Source organism: Neobacillus drentensis, assembly GCF_036965425.1.
Lineage (GTDB): Bacteria > Bacillota > Bacilli > Bacillales > Cytobacillaceae > Neobacillus > Neobacillus drentensis_F.
In genome coordinates this window covers 1-23,747 of sequence record NZ_JBALPP010000032.1, presented here as the reverse complement: position 1 = coordinate 23,747, position 23,747 = coordinate 1, and the positions used below count along the sequence as shown (strand labels likewise).

24 protein-coding genes are annotated in these 23,747 nt (G+C 40.3%); 17 read left to right on the top strand and 7 right to left on the bottom strand.

The window, feature by feature from the left end:
* Positions 1–135 precede the first annotated feature (135 nt).
* The 5 genes from spxA to V7161_RS08150 all read left to right on the top strand — a co-directional run bounded on the left by spxA (position 136) and on the right by V7161_RS08150 (position 2,656).
* On the top strand, positions 136–531 hold the full coding sequence (gene spxA / locus V7161_RS08170) for a transcriptional regulator SpxA (protein ID WP_335443926.1): 396 nt from the start codon (positions 136–138) through the stop codon (positions 529–531).
* Between the two features lie 28 nt (positions 532–559).
* A complete protein-coding gene (locus V7161_RS08165) occupies positions 560–694 on the top strand; it encodes a BA3454 family stress response protein (RefSeq protein ID WP_335443924.1) in 135 nt (44 codons plus the stop codon).
* A gap of 109 nt (positions 695–803) precedes the next feature.
* Complete coding sequence (locus tag V7161_RS08160) at positions 804–1,217, top strand: RrF2 family transcriptional regulator (RefSeq protein WP_335443922.1); 414 nt, start codon at positions 804–806, stop codon at positions 1,215–1,217.
* Between the two features lie 75 nt (positions 1,218–1,292).
* Complete coding sequence (locus V7161_RS08155) at positions 1,293–1,610, top strand: IDEAL domain-containing protein (RefSeq protein ID WP_335443920.1); 318 nt, start codon at positions 1,293–1,295, stop codon at positions 1,608–1,610.
* 29 nt (positions 1,611–1,639) lie between these two features.
* Positions 1,640–2,656: a pirin family protein gene (locus V7161_RS08150; RefSeq protein WP_335443917.1), complete on the top strand. Its 1,017-nt coding sequence runs from the start codon at positions 1,640–1,642 to the stop codon at positions 2,654–2,656.
* A 129-nt stretch (positions 2,657–2,785) separates the two neighbouring features.
* Here the strand turns inward: V7161_RS08150 and V7161_RS08145 are convergent, their stop codons facing one another.
* Entirely contained in the window at positions 2,786–3,154 is a 369-nt protein-coding gene (locus V7161_RS08145; protein ID WP_335443915.1) for a hypothetical protein, read from the bottom strand.
* A 200-nt stretch (positions 3,155–3,354) separates the two neighbouring features.
* Here V7161_RS08145 and V7161_RS08140 point away from each other — a divergent pair, with 200 nt between their 5' ends.
* Positions 3,355–4,545 (top strand): iron-containing alcohol dehydrogenase, encoded by a 1,191-nt coding sequence (locus tag V7161_RS08140; protein WP_335443912.1) that lies wholly within the window; start codon positions 3,355–3,357, stop codon positions 4,543–4,545.
* 73 nt (positions 4,546–4,618) lie between these two features.
* Here the strand turns inward: V7161_RS08140 and V7161_RS08135 are convergent, their stop codons facing one another.
* Positions 4,619–5,860: an LOG family protein gene (locus V7161_RS08135; RefSeq protein WP_335443910.1), complete on the bottom strand. Its 1,242-nt coding sequence runs from the start codon at positions 5,858–5,860 to the stop codon at positions 4,619–4,621.
* 213 nt (positions 5,861–6,073) lie between these two features.
* On the opposite strand from V7161_RS08135, the gene V7161_RS08130 reads away from it, so the two are divergent.
* From V7161_RS08130 to V7161_RS08095, 8 genes are all read left to right on the top strand, one after another.
* Positions 6,074–7,771 carry a sigma-54 interaction domain-containing protein gene (locus V7161_RS08130; protein ID WP_335443908.1) on the top strand — a complete coding sequence of 566 codons (1,698 nt, stop codon included), beginning with the start codon at positions 6,074–6,076 and terminating at the stop codon, positions 7,769–7,771.
* A gap of 205 nt (positions 7,772–7,976) precedes the next feature.
* Entirely contained in the window at positions 7,977–9,083 is a 1,107-nt protein-coding gene (locus V7161_RS08125; RefSeq protein WP_335443905.1) for a DUF917 domain-containing protein, read from the top strand.
* Positions 9,064–10,644, top strand: coding sequence for a hydantoinase/oxoprolinase family protein (locus V7161_RS08120; RefSeq protein ID WP_335443903.1), 1,581 nt, complete (start codon positions 9,064–9,066; stop codon positions 10,642–10,644). Before V7161_RS08125 ends, V7161_RS08120 begins: the two co-directional genes overlap by 20 nt.
* Before the next feature lie 16 nt (positions 10,645–10,660).
* Positions 10,661–11,977, top strand: a complete 1,317-nt coding sequence (locus V7161_RS08115) for a purine-cytosine permease family protein (protein ID WP_289983453.1) — start codon at positions 10,661–10,663, stop codon at positions 11,975–11,977.
* 32 nt (positions 11,978–12,009) lie between these two features.
* Positions 12,010–13,104, top strand: a complete 1,095-nt coding sequence (locus V7161_RS08110; RefSeq protein ID WP_335443900.1) for a DUF917 domain-containing protein — start codon at positions 12,010–12,012, stop codon at positions 13,102–13,104.
* On the top strand, positions 13,104–14,684 hold the full coding sequence (locus V7161_RS08105; RefSeq protein ID WP_335443898.1) for a hydantoinase/oxoprolinase family protein: 1,581 nt from the start codon (positions 13,104–13,106) through the stop codon (positions 14,682–14,684). Before V7161_RS08110 ends, V7161_RS08105 begins: the two co-directional genes overlap by 1 nt.
* Before the next feature lie 86 nt (positions 14,685–14,770).
* Entirely contained in the window at positions 14,771–15,496 is a 726-nt protein-coding gene (locus V7161_RS08100; RefSeq protein WP_335443895.1) for an aspartate/glutamate racemase family protein, read from the top strand.
* A gap of 332 nt (positions 15,497–15,828) precedes the next feature.
* The gene (locus tag V7161_RS08095; RefSeq protein ID WP_335443892.1) at positions 15,829–17,103 is read left to right on the top strand and encodes a glycosyl hydrolase family 18 protein; all 1,275 of its coding nucleotides are present in this window, start codon (positions 15,829–15,831) and stop codon (positions 17,101–17,103) included.
* 75 nt (positions 17,104–17,178) lie between these two features.
* On the opposite strand, the gene infC is transcribed toward V7161_RS08095, so the two are convergent.
* The 5 genes from infC to V7161_RS08070 all read right to left on the bottom strand — a co-directional run bounded on the left by infC (position 17,179) and on the right by V7161_RS08070 (position 20,936).
* A complete protein-coding gene (infC, locus tag V7161_RS08090; protein ID WP_335443890.1) occupies positions 17,179–17,655 on the bottom strand; it encodes a translation initiation factor IF-3 in 477 nt (158 codons plus the stop codon).
* A gap of 152 nt (positions 17,656–17,807) precedes the next feature.
* On the bottom strand, positions 17,808–17,963 hold the full coding sequence (locus V7161_RS08085; protein ID WP_098573206.1) for an Arc family DNA-binding protein: 156 nt from the start codon (positions 17,961–17,963) through the stop codon (positions 17,808–17,810).
* A gap of 13 nt (positions 17,964–17,976) precedes the next feature.
* A complete protein-coding gene (locus V7161_RS08080) occupies positions 17,977–18,837 on the bottom strand; it encodes an SPFH domain-containing protein (protein WP_335443888.1) in 861 nt (286 codons plus the stop codon).
* Between the two features lie 163 nt (positions 18,838–19,000).
* Positions 19,001–20,152, bottom strand: coding sequence for an SLC13 family permease (locus V7161_RS08075; protein ID WP_335443887.1), 1,152 nt, complete (start codon positions 20,150–20,152; stop codon positions 19,001–19,003).
* Between the two features lie 157 nt (positions 20,153–20,309).
* Complete coding sequence (locus V7161_RS08070) at positions 20,310–20,936, bottom strand: fumarylacetoacetate hydrolase family protein (protein WP_335443886.1); 627 nt, start codon at positions 20,934–20,936, stop codon at positions 20,310–20,312.
* Between the two features lie 158 nt (positions 20,937–21,094).
* Between V7161_RS08070 and V7161_RS08065 the strand changes: the two genes are divergently transcribed.
* From V7161_RS08065 to V7161_RS08055, 3 genes are all read left to right on the top strand, one after another.
* Complete coding sequence (locus V7161_RS08065; RefSeq protein ID WP_335443883.1) at positions 21,095–21,535, top strand: cell wall hydrolase; 441 nt, start codon at positions 21,095–21,097, stop codon at positions 21,533–21,535.
* Between the two features lie 221 nt (positions 21,536–21,756).
* Entirely contained in the window at positions 21,757–22,803 is a 1,047-nt protein-coding gene (locus V7161_RS08060) for an ADP-ribosylglycohydrolase family protein (RefSeq protein ID WP_335443881.1), read from the top strand.
* A 209-nt stretch (positions 22,804–23,012) separates the two neighbouring features.
* Positions 23,013–23,678, top strand: coding sequence for an aquaporin (locus V7161_RS08055; protein WP_335443878.1), 666 nt, complete (start codon positions 23,013–23,015; stop codon positions 23,676–23,678).
* The last annotated feature ends 69 nt before the right edge of the window (positions 23,679–23,747 follow it).

Here is a 23,747-nt window from a genome sequence, read left to right as displayed (position 1 = left end):
CAGTATAGAAACTGTAAGCTTTTTTATTACAATTGAAACAACAGGTTTTATCACTTAATTTTCGGGTATATATTCAATACGGAAATAGATTTTGTGACGCATGTTTGCCAAAATATTTTAAGGAGTGGTTAAAATATGGTAACTCTATATACGACACCAAGCTGTGGATCTTGCCGAAAAGCAAAAGCTTGGCTTGAAGAGCATCAGGTTGATTATATTGAACGAAACATTTTATCTAATTCGCTTACTGTCGATGAGATTAAATCGATTCTCCGTTTAACAGAAGAGGGGACGAGCGAAATTATTTCGACAAACTCAAAGGCTTTCCAGGAATTAAATGTAAATCTTGAATCTTTGCCGCTTAATGAATTTTATCAATTAATCATTGAGAACCCAAAAATGTTGCGCCGGCCTATTATCCTAGATGAAAAACGATTACAAGTAGGGTATAACGAGGACGAAATTCGCAGCTTTCTGCCCCGTAAGCTTCGAACATTTTTGAATACAGAATTACAAAGACTCGCTAATTAATATGTTTTTTAAAAGGAGGAAGTAAGAAATGATTGAAGTATTTGTAACAGTTCATTATAAAGATCGAAATTATCATACCAATGTAATTGTGGAAAAAGATACAAATTGGAAAAAAATTAAACGCTTAGCAGAAGAACAAGTCAAAAAACAATGGAATGTATGAGCGAGCTAAATGCTTGACTAGTTAATCTGTAATGTTTAGTATTACAGTGCGTTGATTAATATTTCATAAAGATGCAGACAATACATGAAAGTGTTTTAAGGAGGAAGCCATGAATAGTGATTATACCCTTGCCATTCATAGTTTAACTTATCTTGCGCTTCAGCCGGACCGAATGTCAACGAGTGATGCTATTTCCGAAAGTGCCGGAGTACATCCGGTTCGTATTCGAAAAGTGTTAAGTTTGTTAAAAAAACATGGATTCATTAAATCGAAAGAGGGAACTGGCGGCGGATTTCTTTTTGCGCTAGATCTTAGTGAAGTAAATCTTTGGGATATATATAAAATTACCTCAGAAGGTGCACTAAAGCCTAAATGTCCTGAATCAAATGAACAATGCATTGTAGGCGCGAACATGCAAAGAGTACTCTGCAGCATTTTCCTAGGCGCTGAAGTGCATATGGGTGAATATTTAAGGGATTATACAATTAAAGAGGTTGTTGAACTTGTTAGAGAGCGGCTATAACCGAATAGTATGGCTGCAAACTTTTTTATTGAAAATGTAATAAAAAAAATTACAGATAGATGAAGGTGATATGGTATGTTTTTAAAACCGGGTGACTGGATCAAGGGAGAATCACTGGATGGTGAATTAATCATTGGGTACGTTGATTCACTGTTACCAGATATTCCGGACGGGGCAGTAAAGGTGACTGTCGTAACAAGTGATAATAATAAAAAGATAGGCAAAACAATTCCCTTTTTAAGTAAACAGGTTAAAGCACTTCCTGTTTCTAATGTGAGCAATAAGACGCAAATTCAATTCTTAATTGACCTGGCATTAGCAACAGGGGATAAGGAATGGTTTATGGAGCTTTCTTCTGAATTAAACTCCATGAAACAGCATGTTATGGAGTAATACTTTTACGAAATTAATGGCGGAGAATTATGTCAGCCAAAAAAGTTTTAACCATACAAAGGCTGGGCTTTCCCTGGCAAACAGAGGATCCGTTCCTCGCAACGATGTATCATAAAGATGCTTATCCACCGGGAAATGAAAAGCAGGGACCAAGTACCTCCTTAGAAGGCAGGAACCTAGGTGAAGATTTTACGTTGCGTGACGGCTTTCGCATGTATCATGGAAAAACAGTACCAGGATTCCCTGCGCATCCACATTGTGGGTTTGAAACGGTAACAGTGGTTTTAGAAGGGTTCGTTGATCATTTTGATTCCATGGGAGCCTCGGGGCGCTATGGGAATGGCGATGTGCAATGGCTGACAACCGGACGTGGCTGTCAGCATACGGAAATGTTCCCGCTCGTTCACCAGGATAAAGGGAACCCGCTTGAGCTCTTTCAAATTTGGCTGAACCTTCCAGCAAAAAATAAATCGGCAGATCCAGAATATAAGATGCTGTGGGCTGAAGAAATACCTGAAATTCAGTCAATTAGTCCAAATGGAAAGAAAACAACGGTGAAATTGATCGCAGGTAAATTGCAGGCGAAGACTAGTTTAGAGCCAACCAATGCCTCATGGGCCAAGGACTCAAACCACCATGTTGGCATTTATCTTATTCATATGGAACCAAACGCTTCTTTCACTCTGCCATCTGTTTCAGATACATTAAATAGAAATTTGTATTTTTATCAAGGTGATGAAATTAATATAGATGGGAATGTTATCCCAGCTTCTCACCGTGTTAAACTGGCAGGTGACCAGGAAACCGAGATTACCAATGGAGCCAAAGAAGGGTATTTGCTGGTTCTTGAAGGTGAGCCAATAAAAGAACCGGTCGTGCAATATGGACCCTTTGTCATGACAACCGAACAGGAAATTCTGAATGCATTTAGCGAATTTCGCAGAACAGAGTTCGGGGGCTGGCCATGGGGCCGTCTTGATCCTGTCAATGAGCTTGACTCCGGAAGATTTTCACGGAATAAAGATGGGAAAATGGAAAAGAGATAAACTCCATAAGGATAAGTTGGAAGTAATATAAGTGGCAAATCGATGTTCCTTTATTTTAGGAACCAATACTATTAAAAAGAGACCTCGTTGGAATACGTGTAACTTATTTCAACGAGGTTTTATTATTGGCTAGCTCTTCACAACGAGCCAAGGGAAAATTTTTGATTCGGCATTTGAGGCATTGTGGAGGACTAAAACCATGACATTTGGTTGGATAGGGCCATTTTGTAAAGAATAGATATTTTCCATTGGATCAGATAAGTATCCCGTGCTGATAACGTTTTCATTTTCTTGTGCTTCTAATCGAAATTCTAGATAATCACGACTATTTATCAGAACTCCAGATCTCCACGTATAACGTTTGAAACCTTGACCAAGATCCTCTGCAGAAGCATTTTGATAACTCAAATCGGCACGTCTTTTTGACATTATTTCTGGAGATTGTTTCGTACGATTCGTATAATGCAGCCATCCGTTAACGGGTGAAAAGTGACTCATATGGATCATCTCCAAGTCTTTTAAAATATAAAGCTAGTCAATCAAGAATATTAATATCATATTACTGATAAACCTTTCATAGCACATTCTATATCGATAAATATTGGTCAATATTCAAACTTCTTTTTCTATGATTCTCCTATGTAGCATACATAAACCCGGCCTACATAGAATAGGCTGACTTTGGGAGGTGACTTTGATTGGAAACTTTTAAATTTTTTAGAGCGCCACAAGCAATTATTTATGGTAGAAACGCGTTTGAAGAGGTTGGTAAACAGGCATCACAATTTGGAAAAAAGGCTCTGATTGTCAGCGATGAGATTATCGATCAGTTTGGATTTGTGCGTACTTGCCAGGAAATGCTTTCGGAGAATGAAGTTGAGAGTGTAGTTTATCTCGGTGTGAAGTCGGAACCGACGGACAAATTTGTAGAAGAATCATTGGAACTTTTTCGAGTGGAAAATTGTGATTTGGTTATTTCCCTTGGTGGGGGAAGCTGCATTGATACAGCAAAAGCCGTTGCGGTCCTGGCCACTAATTATGGTTACATTGGTGATTATATGAACGGAGGAAAGGCTGCGGACGTTAACCCAGTTCCCCATATTACTATTCCCACGACAGCAGGGACGGGTTCGGAGGCGACAGATGTAACGGTTATCACAAACACTTCAAGCGATGTCAAAATGATGATAAAACAGCCAGCGTTTACGCCGTCAGTTGCCATAGTAGATCCGATTTTAACAATGCCTTCGCCGCAGCATGTAACGGCTGCAACGGGTGTAGATTCTCTTAGTCATGCCATTGAGGCATATATTTCAAGGAATTCCCATCCAATGACCGATGTATTGGCTTTATCCGCAATGAAATTAATCGTCAATAATCTCGTAGCTGCCTATGAGGATGGAGAAAATATTGATGCAAGGGAAGCCATGTCATTAGGGGCGCTTCAAGCAGGTATAGCTTTTTCCAATGCTTCGGTATGTTTGGTCCATGGTATGTCCAGGCCGATTGGTGCACTATTTCATGTTCCTCATGGCTTTTCAAATGCCATGCTCCTGCCTGCAGTATTAGAATTTTCCAAGGACACATGTATTGAAAGATTAGCAGATTTAGGCAGGATTTTTAAGCCTGATAAGAGCCTGACGGATGAAGCTGCTGCTGAGGTGGCCGTCGCCGCTGTTAAGCATCTTTGCAAGCTATTGAACATTCCTAACCTAAAAGAATGGGGAATCGATAAACAGAAATTTGATAGCTTCATCAGTAAAATGGCATCTGATGCTATTGCCAGCGGCAGCCCTGGGAACAATCCTAAAGTCCCTAGCAGGGAAGAAATAGAGGAGCTTTATCAGGTTTGTTTTGATTATGACTTTGGATATGTGTCTGCCAAATGAGCAATATCAGAAGGTCCCCCAAAGGGAATCAGAATAGAAGCCGTGTCTGATTCCCTTTAGAAATCTTCGATATTCAGGCTTTTAATGTTAATTGATTTTTCTGGTATAGTTGCTCGACATAAGCTCTTGTTTTTTCAAATGCTTCCTCCGGGCCGGATGCCACTTCGGCCAAATAGGCTTCATCGGGCAGGTGGTCATCTACACCAGGGATCTTTATCCGATCCCCATAGCTATTAATGGCACCATACTCACGCATATGGTCGATACATTTAAAGAAAGGCTCCCAATACTCGGGATGGACAAAAATAGCCTTGGTTCGGTGTCTTCGAAGGTGATTGGTTTGTATTTTTGATAGAGTTTCATATACTTCCCAGGCAGTCCCAAAACCTCCAGGCCAAAACAGAATGACATGAGAGTAATTGATCAAAACTCCTTCTCTAATCGAAAAATTATTCATCCTTAGACGTTGATTGGAATGGACAGAATAGGTATCCTTTAAATTGAAAAAATTGTCGACACCAAACTGACAGTCAATCCCGATCACATGGGCATGCTGGCTTCGTGCCCCTTGTGCGCCTGCCCGCATGATACCTGGACCTCCCCCAGTACAAAGAGGAACATAACAGCCTCCAAGTGCTTTTTCTTGTTCATTAGCAGAATAATGTCCCCACAATTCTCCGAATTTTAGTGCTGAATCCCAATATTTTGCACTTTTCTCAACGATTCGATGTTGCCGTTCCATTTTAATCTTTGTTCTTTCCAATTTACCCTGAAGCAGTATCATATTGAAGGGGTCTTGGTCCTTTTCAATGGCGGTCTGCAATTTTTCTGCATGGCTGTTCAAGATATGTAACTTCTTCTCTGCAATTTCCTTGGAGGAAATGGATCCTGAACCCATCAGTGAAATGACACCATATTTCGCTTCATAACTAAAAAGAAGCTCAGCAGCGTAGATATCCGCAACGCTTTCGTCCGTTCCAAGAGCTCTGTCATTAGGGACGAAACTGACTTTTGTTCCTATGACTTGAAAAGAAGCGATGCAGGTGTCGTTGGAGTAATCCTCCCAGCAAAGAATAAACCCATCCTCATCGACGTTATAGGAATCTACATTTCCATTATCATTGATATTACTGATGGACAAACTGTAATTATTCGTTTTTGACGGTTTTCTAGGATCAAACGTAATCGCTTCCTCAAACGTGATCTTGGCAATGTTTTTTTCCGTTTTTTCAATCCACCAACCCGTACCAGATCCCGTCCATTCATTTGTTGCAGGATCATAAAAGACCGTACCATACAATTCAATTTGCATCATCGGCATAACCTACCTTTCGATTCATGGGTCCAGCGAACCGTCCCCATGAACTTCTGGCCTTATTTTTAACAAAAAGTCATTGATTCAACCAATCATACGTTTTTGTGCAAACTAATTAGTGATTTCCATTATTGTTTTTGCTTCAGTTTTGATAAAATTTTCTTAATGATTTTATATATAGAAAGAATTGCTTTAATGGCATAGGTGATACATATGGAAACAGAAATTGATTATAAAAAAATATTTGACGCTTATCCTGTAAAAGTTGAACTTCTTCCTGATAACATGAATCAGAGAAATTGTCCAATTCTCAATAAGGTGATTCAAACAGGTATGGATATGTTCGTGAAAAACAAATTGGAGCATACATGCGAGAGTTGTTCCATTAAAGAATTTTTCCAAACCGATACCTTTATGATAAAGGCAATTTTTCAGGAGAGAAAGGTAGTAGGGGTTCTGGTGGCTGCAGCTTTAGAGGGGTATGAATCTTGGCTGATTGAAAACGAAAACGAACTAGAGGTCCGGCTGGATTTTTGCAGGGAATGGATTTGTAACACATTAGAGAATAACCAATTGCGGCATACGAACCACTCTATATTGGAAGAAGTAAATGGGATTTTTTCGTTTATCGAAGAACCAGTGTTAATCGTTGGCCTTGATGGAACGATACATAATGTAAGTAATCGTGTCTGTTTAGAATTTAATAAAGTAAGATCGGTCTTAATCGGTGAGAATATTTCAGATATCCTCTCACAAGACGATTGGAAAAAAATGAAAACAAGTAAGAAGCAGCAGGAATGGAAAATTTCGTGCTTGCTGCCAAGCGGTAAGTTAAAAGCATTTACTGCAATGGTGAAACCTTTGCTTGCTGATGGAATCTTTGTTTCTTACCTTATCCGATTAACTCCGATAAAAGATTTGAAAAAGAAGATTTCAGAACAACGTGTCCTTTATAGCTTTCATGATATCAAAGGTACCAGTGATCCTATTCAAAATGTCGTCGACATTGCCAAAAGGATTGCTCCAAGTGATACAACGGTTATCGTAAGGGGAGAGAGCGGGACAGGAAAAGAAGTGTTTGCCCAGGCTATACACCAAGCAAGCTACAGAAAGGATGGTCCGTTTATCCCTTTAAATTGTGCAGCTATTCCTGAATCCTTACTAGAAAGCGAGCTATTTGGGCATGTCAAAGGAGCTTTTACCGGGGCAACCTCCGATAAAGCAGGAAGATTTGAACTAGCAGATGGTGGTACGATTTTCTTAGACGAAATTGGCGATCTTCCATTTCCCTTACAGGCAAAATTACTTCGTGTGGTCCAAGAACGAAAAATCGAAAGAGTGGGTGATACAAAGAGTACACCTGTGAATGTCCGAATCATTACAGCCACACATCGAAATCTTGAGGACCTTGTGGCAAGGGGGGATTTCCGCGAGGATTTGTATTACCGGTTAAATGTTATTCCCATCCTGATTCCGCCTATTAGAGAACGGAGAGAAGATATTCCCATTCTCATCGATTTTTATTTAAATAAATTTTCTAAAGAGCAATTCCGATCGCCAAAAAGAATATCTCCCGAAGTGTTCGAACGATTGCTGGCCTACTCCTGGCCAGGCAATATTCGAGAATTGCAGAACGTGGTTTATCATTTCGTTCAATTGGAAATCGGGGAATTGGTGACAGTTGAAAGCCTGCCTGAATATTTGCGGACGAAGGCTAAAATAGGTGCGGTGAATGATGATGAAAATCCTCTGCTACGCAGGACGGATCGGAATTTGGACGAGAAAGAAAGGATTATTGAATTATTAGATCAGTATGGCCGAGGCACCGCTGCTAAAAAGAAGGTAGCAATCCATTTGAATATAAGTTTGCCAACGTTATATCGTAAGATTAATAAATACAAAATCAAATAAAGTTAAGTAAAAAGTGAGAAAAATTGAGAAAAGATGAAAAAACATGAGAAAAAGGGTTTTTTTAAAGGTGAATTCAAATTATCATTATCAAATTTTTCTCATAATTCTCAAAATTAAATCAGTAACATCCTTTTATCCTCTGGCTTCAGAGGTTTTATTATTTTGGCACGATCCTTGCATTACAAATAGGAAAGGGGAGCATTCTATGACATGGCAAATTAAGAAGCAGGATATTCCACTATTAGCAATAGGTGCAAAATTAATTGGCTGTGGAGGTGGTGGTAATCTCCTTACCATTCAGAACTTACTTTTATCGATGATGAAAGAGGAAGACACGATAACAGTTAAGACCCTAGTAGATCTCGAAGATGAATGGGTGGTAGGAACGGGTATGATGGGATCAACGGTTTTTTACAATGAACGCATCCCTTCCGGGGAAGAGGAGAGTCAGGCTTTACAGCTGTATGAGGATAGTGTCCAGCACAAGGCGGAAGCCGTCATTTCCGTTGAAATAGGTGGAGTGAATGGATTAGCCCCCATCCTGACAGCCTTTCTAAACCATTTACCGGTAGTCGATGGGGATTACATGGGCAGGGCCTTTCCTGAAATATCGATGACAACCTTTCATCTCAATCAAAATTCTATTTCACCACTTGTCCTTCTAGCCGAAGAGACAAGAACAATCATTCAAAGGGTTGAAGATATTCAACTTGTTTCAGAAATGGCAAAGGATTTTATGATGAAAAACGGAGGAAATGTTCATTTTGCAGGTTTTGGGGCAAAAGCGAGTAAAGTAAAAGCTTCCATGATTCCTGGTTCCCTTCATTTGATTTTTCGCCTAGGAAAAGCGTTAACAAAAGAATCAAGGGTAAGTGAAAAAATGGAAGAAATGATGGCTGTTTTCGAAAACTCCCTTTATGGAAAACCCATTCCCATTATCTCAGGTGTTGTATCGGAAGTAAGCAGGTGGTTCGAATCTGAGAGCTTAATTGGGAAATTCGCCGTGGATGGCCAATCTTCTTTTTCCAATAAAAGAGTGGAGATCGAATTTAGAAATGAATTCATTTCCATTAAGGAAAAAAATTATATCTGCACCACGCCTGATTTAGTACTTGTCTTAGATGCTGAAAATCTAACTCCCTATAATGTTTCCGAAATCCAACGTGGTCTGTCCGTCATCATACTAGCTGTTCCTGCCCCCAACATTCTTCGGACTAAGGAAATGCTAGAATATGTAGGGCCCCAAAATTTTAATTTAGCTGTTTCTTATCAACCATTGCAGGGAGAACACCATGATGAAGCTTGGAATTGACGTAGGTGGAACGAATACTGATGTCGTCATCGTCGGCAACGAAGGGAAACTGCTTTCCTGGAAAAAGCAACTTACCTCAAAAGATATTATTTCAGGAATAGAAGCAGCAACGAAGGCCGTAATCAAGGACGCACGGATCGTTCCAGATCAAATCGAAGGCATCTTTATCGGGACGACCCATGTACAAAATGCCCTTTATCATCCTGTACAACTATCGAAAACAGCGGTCATTCGCATCATGAAAAGCCCTTCACACGTGAAACCAGCTTTATTTTGGCCCGAACATCTGAAACGTTATATTGGGAAGGTTTATCATCTTAAGCATTTTTATGACGATTCAAAACAAACTCTTGTCCCGCAGGAATTGGATAACCTTTATCGGGATTTAATAAAGGAAAACATTGAAGCAATTTGTATTGCAGCAGTAAATTCACCATTAAATCCGATAGAAGAGTTTTACTTAAGGGATCAACTAAAAAATGTTTTCCCAGAGATGCCAATAACGATGTCCCACGAATTAGGCAGCTTTGGCTTCATTGAAAGAGAAAATGCTGCCCTTTTAAATGCCATATTATCAAAGGTTATTCGTCAAGCCATGATGGAATTAACCGATTTATTTCGAAAGCTGAACCTTAACTGCCCATGCTGGCTTACACAAAATGATGGTTCATTAATTGAGCTGCATGAAGCCATTGATTACCCTATTTTCACGATTGGTTCCGGGGCAACGAATAGTTTCAGAGGGGCAAGCATTTTAAGTGGTTTACGAGAATGTATTGTCGTAGATTTTGGCGGGAGTACGATTGAAATCGGGAAAATTCGCAATGGTCAGCCGGAATCGACTGAGAGCTCATCCTCTTTTTTAAACATTGATGTCAATTTGCGAGTACCCAAGATGTATTCATTGCCTATTGGAGGCGGAAGCCTGATTTCGATAGACAACGGAGTTGTCCAAATAAAAGAAACCATTGCCAATGACCTCGAGCATCAAGGTATTTCTTGGGGAGGAGATTCGTGGACTATAACGGACTCATTCTTAAAAGTGAATCCAGAGATGTTTGCAGACGAAAAGATGACACTAGATGGGTTGGAAAAGTTATCCTATAAAGATTGTCAAATGGTCATTAAAAAAGTTACGCAGGAAATTAAGGAAAAGATTGCTCGTCTAGAGGTGAACAGCGATGGACTACCCGTTGTTCTAGTTGGCGGAGGAAGCAAATTACTAGTTAACCGTTTATTCGGTAAATACAAAAGAGTATACCATCCTCTTTGCAACCATATTAGTAATGCCATCGGTGCCTGTTATGCACCGCTAAGTGCCCAGTACGATAAGGTGTTTTGGTTAATGAATCAGACGAAAGAAGAGATTATTGAGCAAGAAAAAGGCAAGCTTTTTCAACAGCTTCTTCGTAAAGGAGCAAAAGAAGAGAGCATAAAGGTGGATTCGATTGAAGAATTTCCTTTTGATTATTTTAAGGGGGAAGTATTGAGAATTCGAATGAAGGCGATTGGAGATTTGCAACTTATACCTGCAGGCGATGGTTCGTCTATAAAAATTTAAATTGGGGTTGATCCAAATGGAAAAGAAAATTAGCTTAGGTGATGACTACTCTTTATCCAGGGTACCACAAACAGCACGTCATTCGTTGTGGAGCATTACGATTGTAAGGGTCGGGGCTCTCGCCACCATTTCCCAGTTTATTTTGGGTGCGGCATTAGGTTATGGAATGACTTTTTGGCAGGCGTTTTGGGCTACGATGTTCGGCAGCGTCATATTACAGGTCATTAGTTTTCTATTAGGGTATGCAGGTGCACGAGAGGGTCTTTCAACGAGTCTATTGTCACGCTGGACCGGATTTGGCCGCTATGGATCAAGTATTATCGGGGCGATTATTGCGATTGCCTGTATCGGCTGGTTTGGTGTACAAAACTCCGTGTTTGCCAATGGATTGGTTCAATCTTCAAATGGGAAATTAACGCTTCCTGTTGCCGCAACACTTACCGGATTAGGTGTAACAATCCTTGTTATTTTTGGATTTAAATTGTTGAGTGCAACGGCAACCATTGCCGTACCTGCCTTTTTATTAGCAGTCGGTGTTGGAATCTATGAAGTTCTTAGTAAACATTCGGTTTTCGATTTAACACATAGCCAGCCTGCAGGGGAGCCTTTATCACTTGGTATGGCAGCGACAATGGTAGCTGGAGGCTTTATCATCGGTGCAGTCATTACGCCTGACTTTAGCCGTTTTGCGAAAAATGGTAAGGATGTATTTTGGATGACGATGATTGGAACCTTTGTCGGTGAACTTGGGATTAACATAATTGCGGTGCTAATGGCACTTGCAGCAAAGACAAATGACGTTGTCAGCATTATGATGCAAACATCCGGCTGGCTTGGAGCTATCGTGGTTGTATTTTCTACCATTAAAATTAATAATTTGAACTTATATTCTTCATCCTTAGGTTTTACGAACATTTTTGATTCCGTCTTTAATCTGAAATTAAATCGCGGGCTGGTCACCCTTGTCATTGGGGTAATCGGAACCATTCTTTCCGTCATGGGTATCCTCGATAAATTCGTTGACTTCTTGATTCTATTAGGGGTATTTATTCCGCCAGTTGCCGGGATTATGGTCATTGATTATTTTGTTTTAAAAACGCACCGCAAAGAATTGGATGAGAGCAGGCTCACTGGAACATTGCCAGAAAAGGTGGAAAAAATGAGCCCAATTACCTTGATTGCCTGGGGTTCAGGTTTTGCCGCTGGTTATTTTGTCAAAGCAGGTATTCCATCGATCAATTCTCTTGTAGTAAGTGCAGTCGTATATTACGTTGGAATGCTAATCGTAAAGTCAGTTTTTAACAAAAATGCTTCAAAAGGGCAAGCTGCATAATAAATTATCTGAATATTGGAGGTTTTTAGAATATGAGAAAAATCGGAAAACAACAAATTGAAGATATAGCGGTGGGAGCTGCACTGCTCGGAACAGGCGGCGGTGGTGACCCGTACATTGGAAAACTGATGGCCCTGCAGGCGATAGAAGAATATGGAGAAGTAACTCTTTTGGATCCAGATGAAGTACCTGAGGACGCATTAGTTGTTCCATCCTCAATGATGGGTGCACCAACCGTTATGCTCGAAAAAGCACCTAGCGGAGAGGAAGCCATCGAGGCCTTTAAAAATCTTGAAGAATATTTAGGGAAAAAGATATATGCAACCTTCCCAATCGAAGCGGGCGGTGTGAACTCCATGCTTCCTTTTGCTACCGCGGCAAGATTAGGTCTTCCTGTTATCGATGCAGATGGAATGGGACGTGCCTTTCCTGAACTGCAAATGGTGACCTTTTATTTGGATGGCATATCTGCCACTCCTGGGATGTTGGCGGATGAAAAAGGAAACACTCTGCTTCTATCAACGATCAATAATGTTTGGACGGAGCGGATTGCCCGTGCTGCAACCATTCAAATGGGCGGTTCTGTTATGTGTGCGATTTATCCGATGACAGCGAAGGAATTGAAACAAAGCGGGATTCATGGAATCCTAAAGCTCGAAGAGGAGATTGGAAAAGCAATCCGCCTTGCTAAAGTCAACAATGTAAATCCTATTGAACAAGTCTTGAAAACAGTCGGTGGCTTTGAACTGTTCAGTGGTAAAGTGAGTGATATTAACCGGAAAACCGAAACAGGGTTTGCCAGAGGCGAGGCGAAAATTGAGGGATTAAATGAGTATAAAGGTGAAACGTGCACCTTAAGCTTCCAAAATGAACATTTAATCGCACAGACCGAACAGCGTTTACTATGCGTCACACCTGACCTTATTGCTGTTCTCGATGCAGAAACCGGACTTCCGATTACAACAGAAGGTATTCGTTATGGAGCCAGATGTGTTGTTATAGGTATTCCATGTCACCCGAAATGGAGAACGACCAAGGGGATTGACACGGTAGGTCCAAAATATTTTGGCTACAATGTGGATTATGTACCTGTAGAAGAGCTTGTGAAAAAAGGAGTGGCTTTATAATGAGTATCTATCGAATTGGAATCGATGTAGGCGGAACCCATACGGACGCCGTACTTTTAGATCAAAATAATCAGGTAGTTTCTGAAACGAAGGCAGCAACGACAGAAGATGTCGCGACTGGTATTTACAATGCCATGAAAAAGATCATTGACGATGCCAATGTTCCACGTGATCAGATCAAATATGCCATGCTTGGGACGACTCATTGTACCAATGCTATCGTGGAACGGAAACGCTTGAATAACATTGCTTCGATCCGGATTGGGGCACCTGCGACATTAGCCGTAAAGCCGCTGATTGGCGTGCCGGACGATCTCCGTGCAGCACTTGGCAAGCATGTTTATCTGATCCGTGGCGGACATGAATTTGACGGCCGGGAGATTGTGGACTTAGACGAGGAACGTTTATATGAAATTGCTTATGAAATCAAAGGGAAAGTAGATTCTGTTGCGATTACATCTGTGTTCTCCCCAGTGACGCAATCCCACGAACAAAGGGCTGGTGAGATTTTGAAAGAAGTTCTCGGAGAAGATGTGGCGATTTCGTTATCATCTGAAATTGGGTCAGTTGGATTGTTGGAACGAGAAAATGCGACGATTTTGAATGCGGCGGTTGTCAATGTGGCGAAAACCGCAGCAGATGGCTTCATCAATGCGTTAAAAGCGGAAGGTATTGATGCGAGAGTATTCTTCGGACAAAACGACGGTACATTGATGTCAGTCGAGTACGCGGTTAAATATCCGATTTTCACCGTAGCCTGCGGTCCGACAAACTCCTTGCGCGGCGCCTCTTATTTAAGCGATCTTAGTGATGCGATTGTGGTGGATGTTGGTGGTACGACATCAGATGTTGGTGTGTTAGTTCAATCGTTCCCAAGGGAATCGTCACTAGCGGTTGAAATCGGCGGAGCCCGGACCAATTTCCGGATGCCGGACCTTGTTTCCATCGGCCTAGGCGGCGGTACCATTGTTCGCATCCAAGAAAACGGTGAATTCACCGTTGGACCAGATAGCGTAGGCTACCGTTTGCCTGAGAAGGGGTTAATTTTTGGAGGAGATACGTTAACCACAACGGACGTAGCGGTTGCACTCGGCAAGGTAGAATTGGGAGATCCAGCAAAGGTTGCTCATTTGGATAAATCACTATTAGAGAAAGTCTATCAAAAAATGGTAGAGTTGGTCGAGGAAGCGATTGATAAGATGAAAACAAGTGCGGCTCCAGTACCGGTGATTCTCGTTGGCGGAGGCAGCATATTACTTCCGGAAACTTTAAAGGGAGCATCTGAGGTAATCAGGCCGCAGCATTCCGGGGTTGCCAATGCCATTGGGTCCGCGATTTCCCAAGTAAGCGGCCAAGTCGAAAAGCTCTACACCCTCGATACCATCGGCAGGGAAAATGCGCTGGAAGATGCCAAGTCCATCGCAAGAAGCGAGGCCATCAATGCGGGAGCCGATCCTGAATCGCTAGTCATAGTAGATATTGAAGATGTTCCGCTTGCCTACATGCCAGGAAATGCCACACGTATCCGTGTAAAAGCAGCAGGTGAATTAGCGCAATTCCAAGCACAGCAATTAGTGTAGGCTGTTATATCACAACTGAATTCGTAATTAAAGGCTAGTGGGAAACTTCCTGCTGGCCGTAAATTAATATAAAGGAGTGCAGATGGATGAAAATCAAAGTTATTATGCCAATTACTTCAGATATTTTTAATGAGGAAATTAAAAAGGAATTTACATATTATGCTTCTGAATCTACGGAAATCGGCGTTGTCAACCTAGATTATGGCCCTGAATCTGTAGAAAGTGAATATGATGAAGCACTTTGTATTCCTAATTTCTTAGAAAAAGCAATTGAGGCAGCAAACGAGGGGTACGACGGGGTCATTAGTGATTGTTTTGGAGATCCCGGTGTGAAGCCTGCGAGAGAAGTTTTGAATATTCCAGTTGTTGGCCCATGTGAATCCTCCATGTTATTTGCCAGTGCTTTGGGAAAATCTTTTTCGGTTGTAACCGTATTACCAAACGTTGTCCCGATGATTGAAAACATTAGTAAAACTGTAGGGGTAAATGGAAATCTCGCTTCTGTCAGATACGTAAACATTCCCGTTTTAGAGGTTCATGAAAAGGAAAAGTTGAAAAAAGCATTGTATGAAGAAATGATTAAGGCAATTGAACTTGATAACGCTCATGTGCTGGTGTTAGGCTGCACCGGCTTCATGGGGGTAGCAGAGGAGCTTCAGTACCGCTTAAAGGAAAACGGCTATGATGTTCCCGTGATCGATCCTGCATTTGCCGCAACAAGAATGATAGAAAGCTTAATTACGATGGGAGTAAAACAAAGTCGTTTGACCTATATGACTCCACCTTCAAAAAAGAGAGTAAAAAGTGTTTAAAAAGATCTTTTTTACGGGCACTGTGCTAGGTTCACAGTGCCCGTTATGTTTTTGAAATGAGTGTGCCGGTCACTGTGGCGGGTTCAGAGTGCCCATGAAGGTTTCAAAAAGAGTGTGCCGTTCACTGTGGCGGGTTCAGGGTGCCCATGAAGGTTCCAAAAAGAGGATAACGGGCATTGTGGTTAGTTGAGAGAACTATCATCCTTAGAAATATTAGAATACTAAATTCTGAATTACGATTAAATGGCATAAATTCTTTAATATAGCAGTAACGATCATAATGGTGCGTGGCAAATAATCCATGTAATAGCCAATATGGAAGGGGTGAAAAGATGTCCGTTCATGTTGTTGGTACCAGAGAAAATCTGTGGGCAATTTCCAAGCAGTATAATGTTTCCATTCAATCAATTATTAGTGTTAATGGGTTAACATCGACAGCTCTTGTTCCTGGTCTTGCTCTTTATATTCCAGACAATATTCTGCCACTCCGTGCTTATCGTATAAAGGCTGGTGATTACCCTTGGAAATTAGCCCAGGCATTTAACTCTAATCTTACGTTGATGAGTGCTGCTAATCCGGGAATAGATCTCAATCACCTTCGAGTTGGCCAGATCATCAATATACCCGCAAATATATTTTTGGAAATTACTACACTAGGGTTTTTGGTACCTTCAGCAGAGCAGGCAACACTTTCTATATTGGATTCATTATCTAGTCAGTTGACCTTTTTAGCGGTAGTTAATTATTCCTTTACAGATAAGGGTTTTGCTTTTATGGAAACTGATGATTCTGCCATTATTACTAAATGTAACCAAGTAAACATTACACCATTATTGATGATTCGAAACTTTACGGCCACGGGGTTTAGTGCGGAGCTGGCAGGGAAGGTACTGGGAAATTCAACTTATCGACAGAACTTAGTGACAAGCATCGTCAATCTAACAACCAACAGAGGGTTTGGCGGTGTAAGTCTTGACCTTGAATTTATTCCTCCGGCCAATCGGAAAGATTTTAATTTGTTCTTAATAGAATTAAAGAAACAATTGGGCAGACTAATGTTACAAGTCAACGTTCACGCAAAAACAGCGGATTTGCCGACCAATCGGATTGTTGGAGCTTATGATTATGCAGCCATTGGAAATGCGGTTGATCTTATGGCGGTTATGACGCTCGATTATGGCTATCCGGGCGGCCCGCCAGACCCGATCTCTCCAATTGGATGGGTTGAACAAGTGATTAACTACGCACTTACCAAAATAGGTCCAGGGAAAATGCTAATCGCCATGGCGTTATATGGGTATGATAAAGTGGTCACTTCAAAGGAAACGAAGGGATTATCTGTGCTTGCAGCACAAAATCAGGCAATCGTAAATGGAACATCTATTCAATTTGATGCTTCGGCTAAATCACCATGGTATCGTTATTGGAGTGGAACAAACGAGCATATAGTTTGGTTTGAAGACATTCGCAGCTATATTGAGAAGTATAAACTTATGGATATTTATCATTTAGCGGGCACAACTTACTGGCAAATCAGTCTGCCGGCACCTCAGAATTGGGAGTATGTAAGGAATAATATAAGAGTGGTAAAGAATAGAAATAACTAGTGATTGGAAAACAAAAATAACGCAAAAGAAAATGCGAGGGGTCAATCGACTCTCGCATTTTTTTTTATACTTGTTTTATGGTTTTAACAATATCGATAATATTCGGCCTTGTAAGGAAGCATTTGTTTTAGAATTTACTAAGTGATTGACCTGTTGGCAAAAATTAGCGAGAAGTTCTTCGCCAATTTCTATATGTGTGATTTCCCTTCCGCGAAAACGGACACTTACCTTTACATGATACCCTTTTGTTAAGAAGGAAATCGCGCTTTTTACCTTTGTTTGAAAGTCATTTTCACCAATCGTGATGGACATCCGAATTTCTTTAGTTTCAATTGTTTGCTGATTCTGTTTGCTCTGCTTTTCTTTTTTCTGTAACTCAAATTTGTATTTACCGCTATCTAAAATCTTACAAACTGGCGGGTCGGACGCACTGATTTGGATAAGGTCCAATCCCAATTCACTCGCCATGTTAAGCGCTTGAACGGTAGGTAAAACTTGTTGACCGCTTTCTGATACGAGTCTCACTTCTTTTGATTGAATCGCTTCGTTCATAATAATTTTTTTAATAAAACAATCCCTCCATTTAGGAAAAAATACGATTATTACATATTATGTAAAAATCACGGGGAAGTGCCAAGGGGACGGTTCTCGTGGTTAAATTAAACTAATGTAGACCACAAGAACCGCCCCCCAGGCTTTCGACTTTATTCTTTTTTTAATCTTCCTGCTTTTTTGGCTGCCTCTTTTAAAATGACTTCGATTTGGGCGTTAACACTCCTGATTTCATCTTCCGCCCATTTCTCAAGCACTTCATATAATTTTGGATCAATCCGGAGCGGAAATGATTTTCTTTTACTCATTTATTACACAACCTTAATAAATGCTTCCTGTATTAATGATGGGCTGTGTTCCTTTCTCAGAAACGATGGCGACCATTAGGTTATTCACCATCTGGGCTTTTTTCTCCTCATCCAACTCCACAATTTCCTGTTCCGCGAGCTGGTCAATAGCAGCCTTGACAAGACCGACGGCACCGTCCACAATGACTTTTCGTGCTGATAAAACAGCTTGTGCCTGCTGTCTTTGAAGCATGGCAGAGGCGATTTCCGAAGAATACGCAAGATGCATGATCCGTGCCTCGATCACATCGACACCCGCAACCTCTAGTCTTTTTTGTAAATCCGATACGAGAACATCTGCGACTTCATCACTATTTTGTCGAAGGGTCAGCGTGTTCTCTGTAGTTCCGAACGAATCATAGGCATAGGTGCTGGCAATATGACGAATACCGGTTTCGCTTTGGATTTGAATGAAATTTTTATAGTTTTCCACATCAAACAGGGCTTTTGCGGCATCTCTCACTTTATAAACCACAACAGCAGCAATTTCAATTGGATTTCCTTCTAAATCATTTACCTTTAGCTTCTCACTGTTAAAATTGGTAACACGTAAAGAAACACTTCGTTTAAAGGTGAATGGAATGGTTGCCCATAACCCTTGGTCTCTGATGACACCCAGATAGGTTCCAAAGAACGTTAATACCTTGGCTTCGTTTGGCTGAACAACTGTTAAACTTGTCGCAATAATGAGACCTAAAAGAACGACAAATACTCCACCAACTTTTCCAGGAATATCTGTTCCAGTTACCAGTAGATAAACTCCGAAAATAATACACAATAGCGCCAGGATTAGTGCGGCAAAACCATTCATTTTAAAAACGGATTTTTCTCTCATACGATTCCCTCCCAAAGTAAAGTGATATGAAAGTGATATCACATTTATATCATATTCCAATTGCTAAAAAAAGTAAATTTATTTATCTGATATTCAATAATGAAGAAGGGCCGCTATCCTAAATCAGGAATAGCGGCCCTTTATTTTTACGCGGGTCCGTTTTTTAAATAATGTTAAGTAATCTCAAGATTACATACTGAATAAGGACGAAAAACGCCAGAAAGGAAAAGTTATAAATACTAAATTTGATTAAATATTGCTTGGCCTCACTTGGATTTGACTGAATAAACAGTTTGTAAGAGATGACACTGGCGAGAGAAGCAATGATTGTTCCCAGCCCGCCAATATTGACTCCGAGTAACAAAGGTTTCCAATCTGTTGTGAAGTTTGCAAGCAGGATGGAGGCAGGTACATTACTGATCATTTGGCTGAAAAATATTGAACTGAAATAAACAGAAGAAGGGTTCTTTAAGCTTGTGCCAGCAAAGTTTTGTACGGCTTCTGAATGAGAAATATTTCCTATAAATATAAAAAAACAAATAAAGGTTACTAGCAGCAAATAATCAATTTTAAGTAATACTTTTGCATTTAATAATAATGAAATCATCAATGTGATTATGAATGCGATTTGATAAGGGATGATTCCAAAAATAGAGGCAATAATGACGCCAAGTACCATTCCCCAAACCAATGCTTTTTTCCAATCCTCTATCGTAAGGGGAGTAAGGACTACTTTTAGTTCATTCCCCCGAAGCCTGTGGATGAAAAAATAGAGAGAACTGACCCCTAGAATAGCCATGAATAGGACGGTTGAGAAAAAGGGCATTGGCGTAATGCCAAAATAGGAATAGATAAACAAATTTTGCGGGTTTCCCATTGGAGTCAGGCTGCTGCCGATATTGGCAGCGACTGTCTGGAGGACTACCGTCTCCATCATAGGCAAATTTGTCTTTTTGCTGATAACAAGAGTCAATGGCACAAAAGTCAGTAACGCTACATCATTTGTCACAATCATCGAACTAAAAAAACACAGCAAAATCAGGATCGCTGAAACGGATTTACTATTCTTACATTTATTTAAAAGACTAATCGCCAATTTGTCTAATATCTTAAGCTCTTCCAACGCCTTAATCACCAGCATTAAGTTGAATAGACAAACCAAAACATGAAAATTAATATACTCCAATTTTGGAGCCTGAATGAAACAGCTTGCAGCTGCAAGGATAATAGAAATGGAAAAGACCAGATCTTTTTTTAAAAAGCGAAATGATAGAGATAATTTATATTTTTGTTTAATAACAACAGATTCTTTCATGGTAAATCACCGCCGGGAAAGCTTTATTGGGAGAACGAATTCTCTTATTTCACAACTTTATGATTCTACCATGAATGTAGTGGGATGAATAGGGGGAACGGGGACTGTACCCATGTCTTTATTAGATTTAAGACCAAGAGAACCGCCCCCATCCCTTTTACGTTAATTTAATCACACAATCCCCAAGAATTTGGTTATCCCATTTTAATGACAAATGGTCTCCGTCGAAAACTTGTCCGACTCCTTCTGGTGTTCCGGTAAAGATGATGTCACCTTCGTCTAAGCCAAAATGTTCAGAGGTGAAATCCACTATCGTTTGCATATCAAAAATCATATTTTTTATATTTCCTTCTTGAACCATTTCTCCATTTTTAATCAGCGTGAAGTCCTTGTCCTTTAATTCGTTAATTCCAGGAAATTCAATGAATTTACTCATAACTGCTGAATGAGGGAATCCCTTTGCAAGCAGCCAAGGATAGCCTTTTTTCTTTAATTCAGATTGAACCTCCCGTAAGGTAAAATCGATGCCAATCCCCATTAAGTCGATCACTTCATCTGCCTTTATGCCTTTCTCGTGTTTTCTTCCAATATAGATTACAAGTTCTGTTTCAAAATGGATAGATCCGCGATTTCCAGGCAAATAAATCTCCTGGCCAATGGCTTCTACAAAGGCATGAGTGGGCTTTGAAAATAGAAAAGGGGAAGTGGGAACTTCATTGTTTAATTCTTTTGCATGGGCCACATAATTTCGGCCAACACAATAAATGTTTCTAATCTGCCTCATGATCAAACCCTCTTTCAAAATTTATATGGATATTACTGCATAAACAATGAAAGTGTATCTTTACTTGAAAAAATGCGCAAGTCTTTGTGCATTTCATATTTTTTAAACAATGACAACATTGTAGGCTATTTTTCATACAATATTTTTGGGGTGATAAAATGCCAAGAGCTAATTACCGGACTTCGGACGTTGCCTTAATGGCAAGGATGATGAGAGCAGAGGCCGAAGGTGAAGGAAAACAAGGAATGTTATATGTTGGTAATGTCATTGTTAATCGTCTTGTTGCAAATTGTTTAGACTTTAAAGGGTTAAGAACAGTTAACCAAGTTATTTTTCAAGTACAAGGAGGAAACTTTTCCTTTGAAGCGGTTCAAAAAGGGAATGTTTTCTATCAAAGAGCCAGAACTGCTGAAAAAAGATTAGCACAACAGAATTTGGACTACTGGAGAGATCACCCAGCGAAATTTGCATTATGGTATTTCAATCCACATGCTCCATGTCCTGCAACATGGTATGGACAACCAAAATCTGGACAATTTAAAGAACATTGTTTTTATGAACCAAAACCTGCAACATGTGATAGTGTTTATAGTGGTTAAAGCTAACCCTAATATATAAAAAGCAGGTAGGAAAAAATCCTTCCTGCTTTTTACTAGAACGGTCAAAAATTTAATGTAATAATGCTTATATTTGAGGGGGTGTGCTATTTTTAGTACACCCTATTTGTTTATAATAGGTTATAAGTTTTACCCAAGTTTACAAAATTCAACTCCAAAATTTTACTCGGTGCAAAATGAATGTTTGAAAGCGAGGAACTTTCATGAAAAGAACGCAAGAATTTTTTAGAGGCTGTCTGATCGGCGGAGCGATCGGTGACGCTTTGGGCTGGCGCGTTGAATTTTATAAACATGACCAAATTGTTCATAGATATGGACCAAATGGGATTCAAGATTTGCAACTATTATCGTCTGGGCAAGCCGAAATCACGGATGACACGCAAATGACACTTTTCACTGCTGAAGGAATCTTAAGAGCAGAAACCAGAGGCAATCGAAGAGGAATCAGTCATCCGCCATCTGTTGTTTTCTTTGCATATCAAAGGTGGCTGTTGACACAAGGATACCCAAGAGTTGATGAATACGAATGGATTTATGATGGCTGGCTGCTTGATGTTAAAGAACTTCATGCAAGGAGAGCACCAGGTAATTCATGTTTATCAGCTCTATCCAGCAGAAAGCATGGGTCGATTGAAGAACCCATTAATAATAGTAAAGGCTGTGGAGGTGTCATGCGAGTTGCTCCAATTGGATTGTTTTGTCTGAAAGAAAGTGCTTTCGATATGGCAGCTGATTGTGCCGCTTTAACTCATGGACACCCATCAGGTTATTTATCAGCAGGCGCACTTGCCTTCATAATCGCTTCCATTATAGAAGGAGCAGATCTCCATACTGCCGTCAAACAAACCATTATGGAACTGAAAACCAAAGAACACCATGAGGAATGCACAAGGATTCTAGAGAAAGCACTGGACTTAGTAAAAAGTGACCTTACTGATTATGAGGCCATTACTCAACTTGGAGAAGGCTGGGTGGGGGAAGAAGCCTTAGCGGTTTCTGTATATTGTGCTTTGAAATACGAGAATGATTTTAAGAAAGCAATTGTAGCTGCGGTTAACCACAATGGGGACAGTGATAGTACCGGTGCCATCACAGGGAATATTCTTGGAGCATATTTGGGACTTAATAAAATCCCAGCAGACTGGGTAGAGAAGGTTGAATTGAATGATATCATCATCCAAGTTGCCGATGATTTACTTACAGGGCATCAAAGAACAGAGGAATGGTGGAAGCGCTACCCTGGCTATTAAAAATCATGATTAAATCTTGATGAGAAAGTCTTAATCGAACCATATTTTTCATATATTCATAGTAACTTAGAGCTCTAAGGAAAAAACAATAGCTGGCAGCTTAATGTGTCAAACTGCATAGGAACCGATAAGCCATGTCTAAACCCTGCAAAAATAACCCAATTCTTTGCAAAATTGCGTTTTTACCAATTGTAAGGAGGGAAATTTTTATGTTGAAAAAGGGGATTGCTGAATTGATTGGCACATATGTACTGGTTTTGTTCGGAACTGGAACAGCTGTTTTAGGCGGCGGAGTGGATGGAATCGGCATTTTTGGTATTGGCCTCGCCTTCGGATTGTCCTTAGTTGCAATGGCGTACAGCATTGGTACCATATCTGGTTGCCACTTGAACCCGGCTGTTTCCATCGCTATGTTTGTCAATAAGCGAATAAATTCCAAGGAACTTGCAGGGTATATCGTGGCACAAGTCATTGGTGCGTTATTAGGAACAGCACTATTACAAACCTTTTTAAAATTATCGAACATGACTACCGCCAATCTAGGTCAAAATAGCTTTGCCAATCTTGAATCATCAGGAGCCTTTTTAGTGGAAGCGGTTTTAACTTTTGTCTTCATTTTAGTGATTATGGTCGTAACTGGAAAAAAAGGAAATGCATCTTTCGCTGGGCTTGTCATGGGCTTAACGTTATTATTAGTTCACCTATTAGGCATTCCATTGACTGGATCGTCCGTAAACCCTGCGCGGAGCCTTGCACCAGCAATATTTGCTGGCGGTGATGCCGTTTCTCAATTATGGGTATATATCATCGCCCCAATTGTCGGCGGTGTAATCGCAGCTTGGGTAGGAAAATATATATTTGACACGGAAAAATAATATGGAAATTTAATTATTTCTAAACGTAAGAGTGTACCATTTATGGTACACTCTCAGACTGTCGACAAA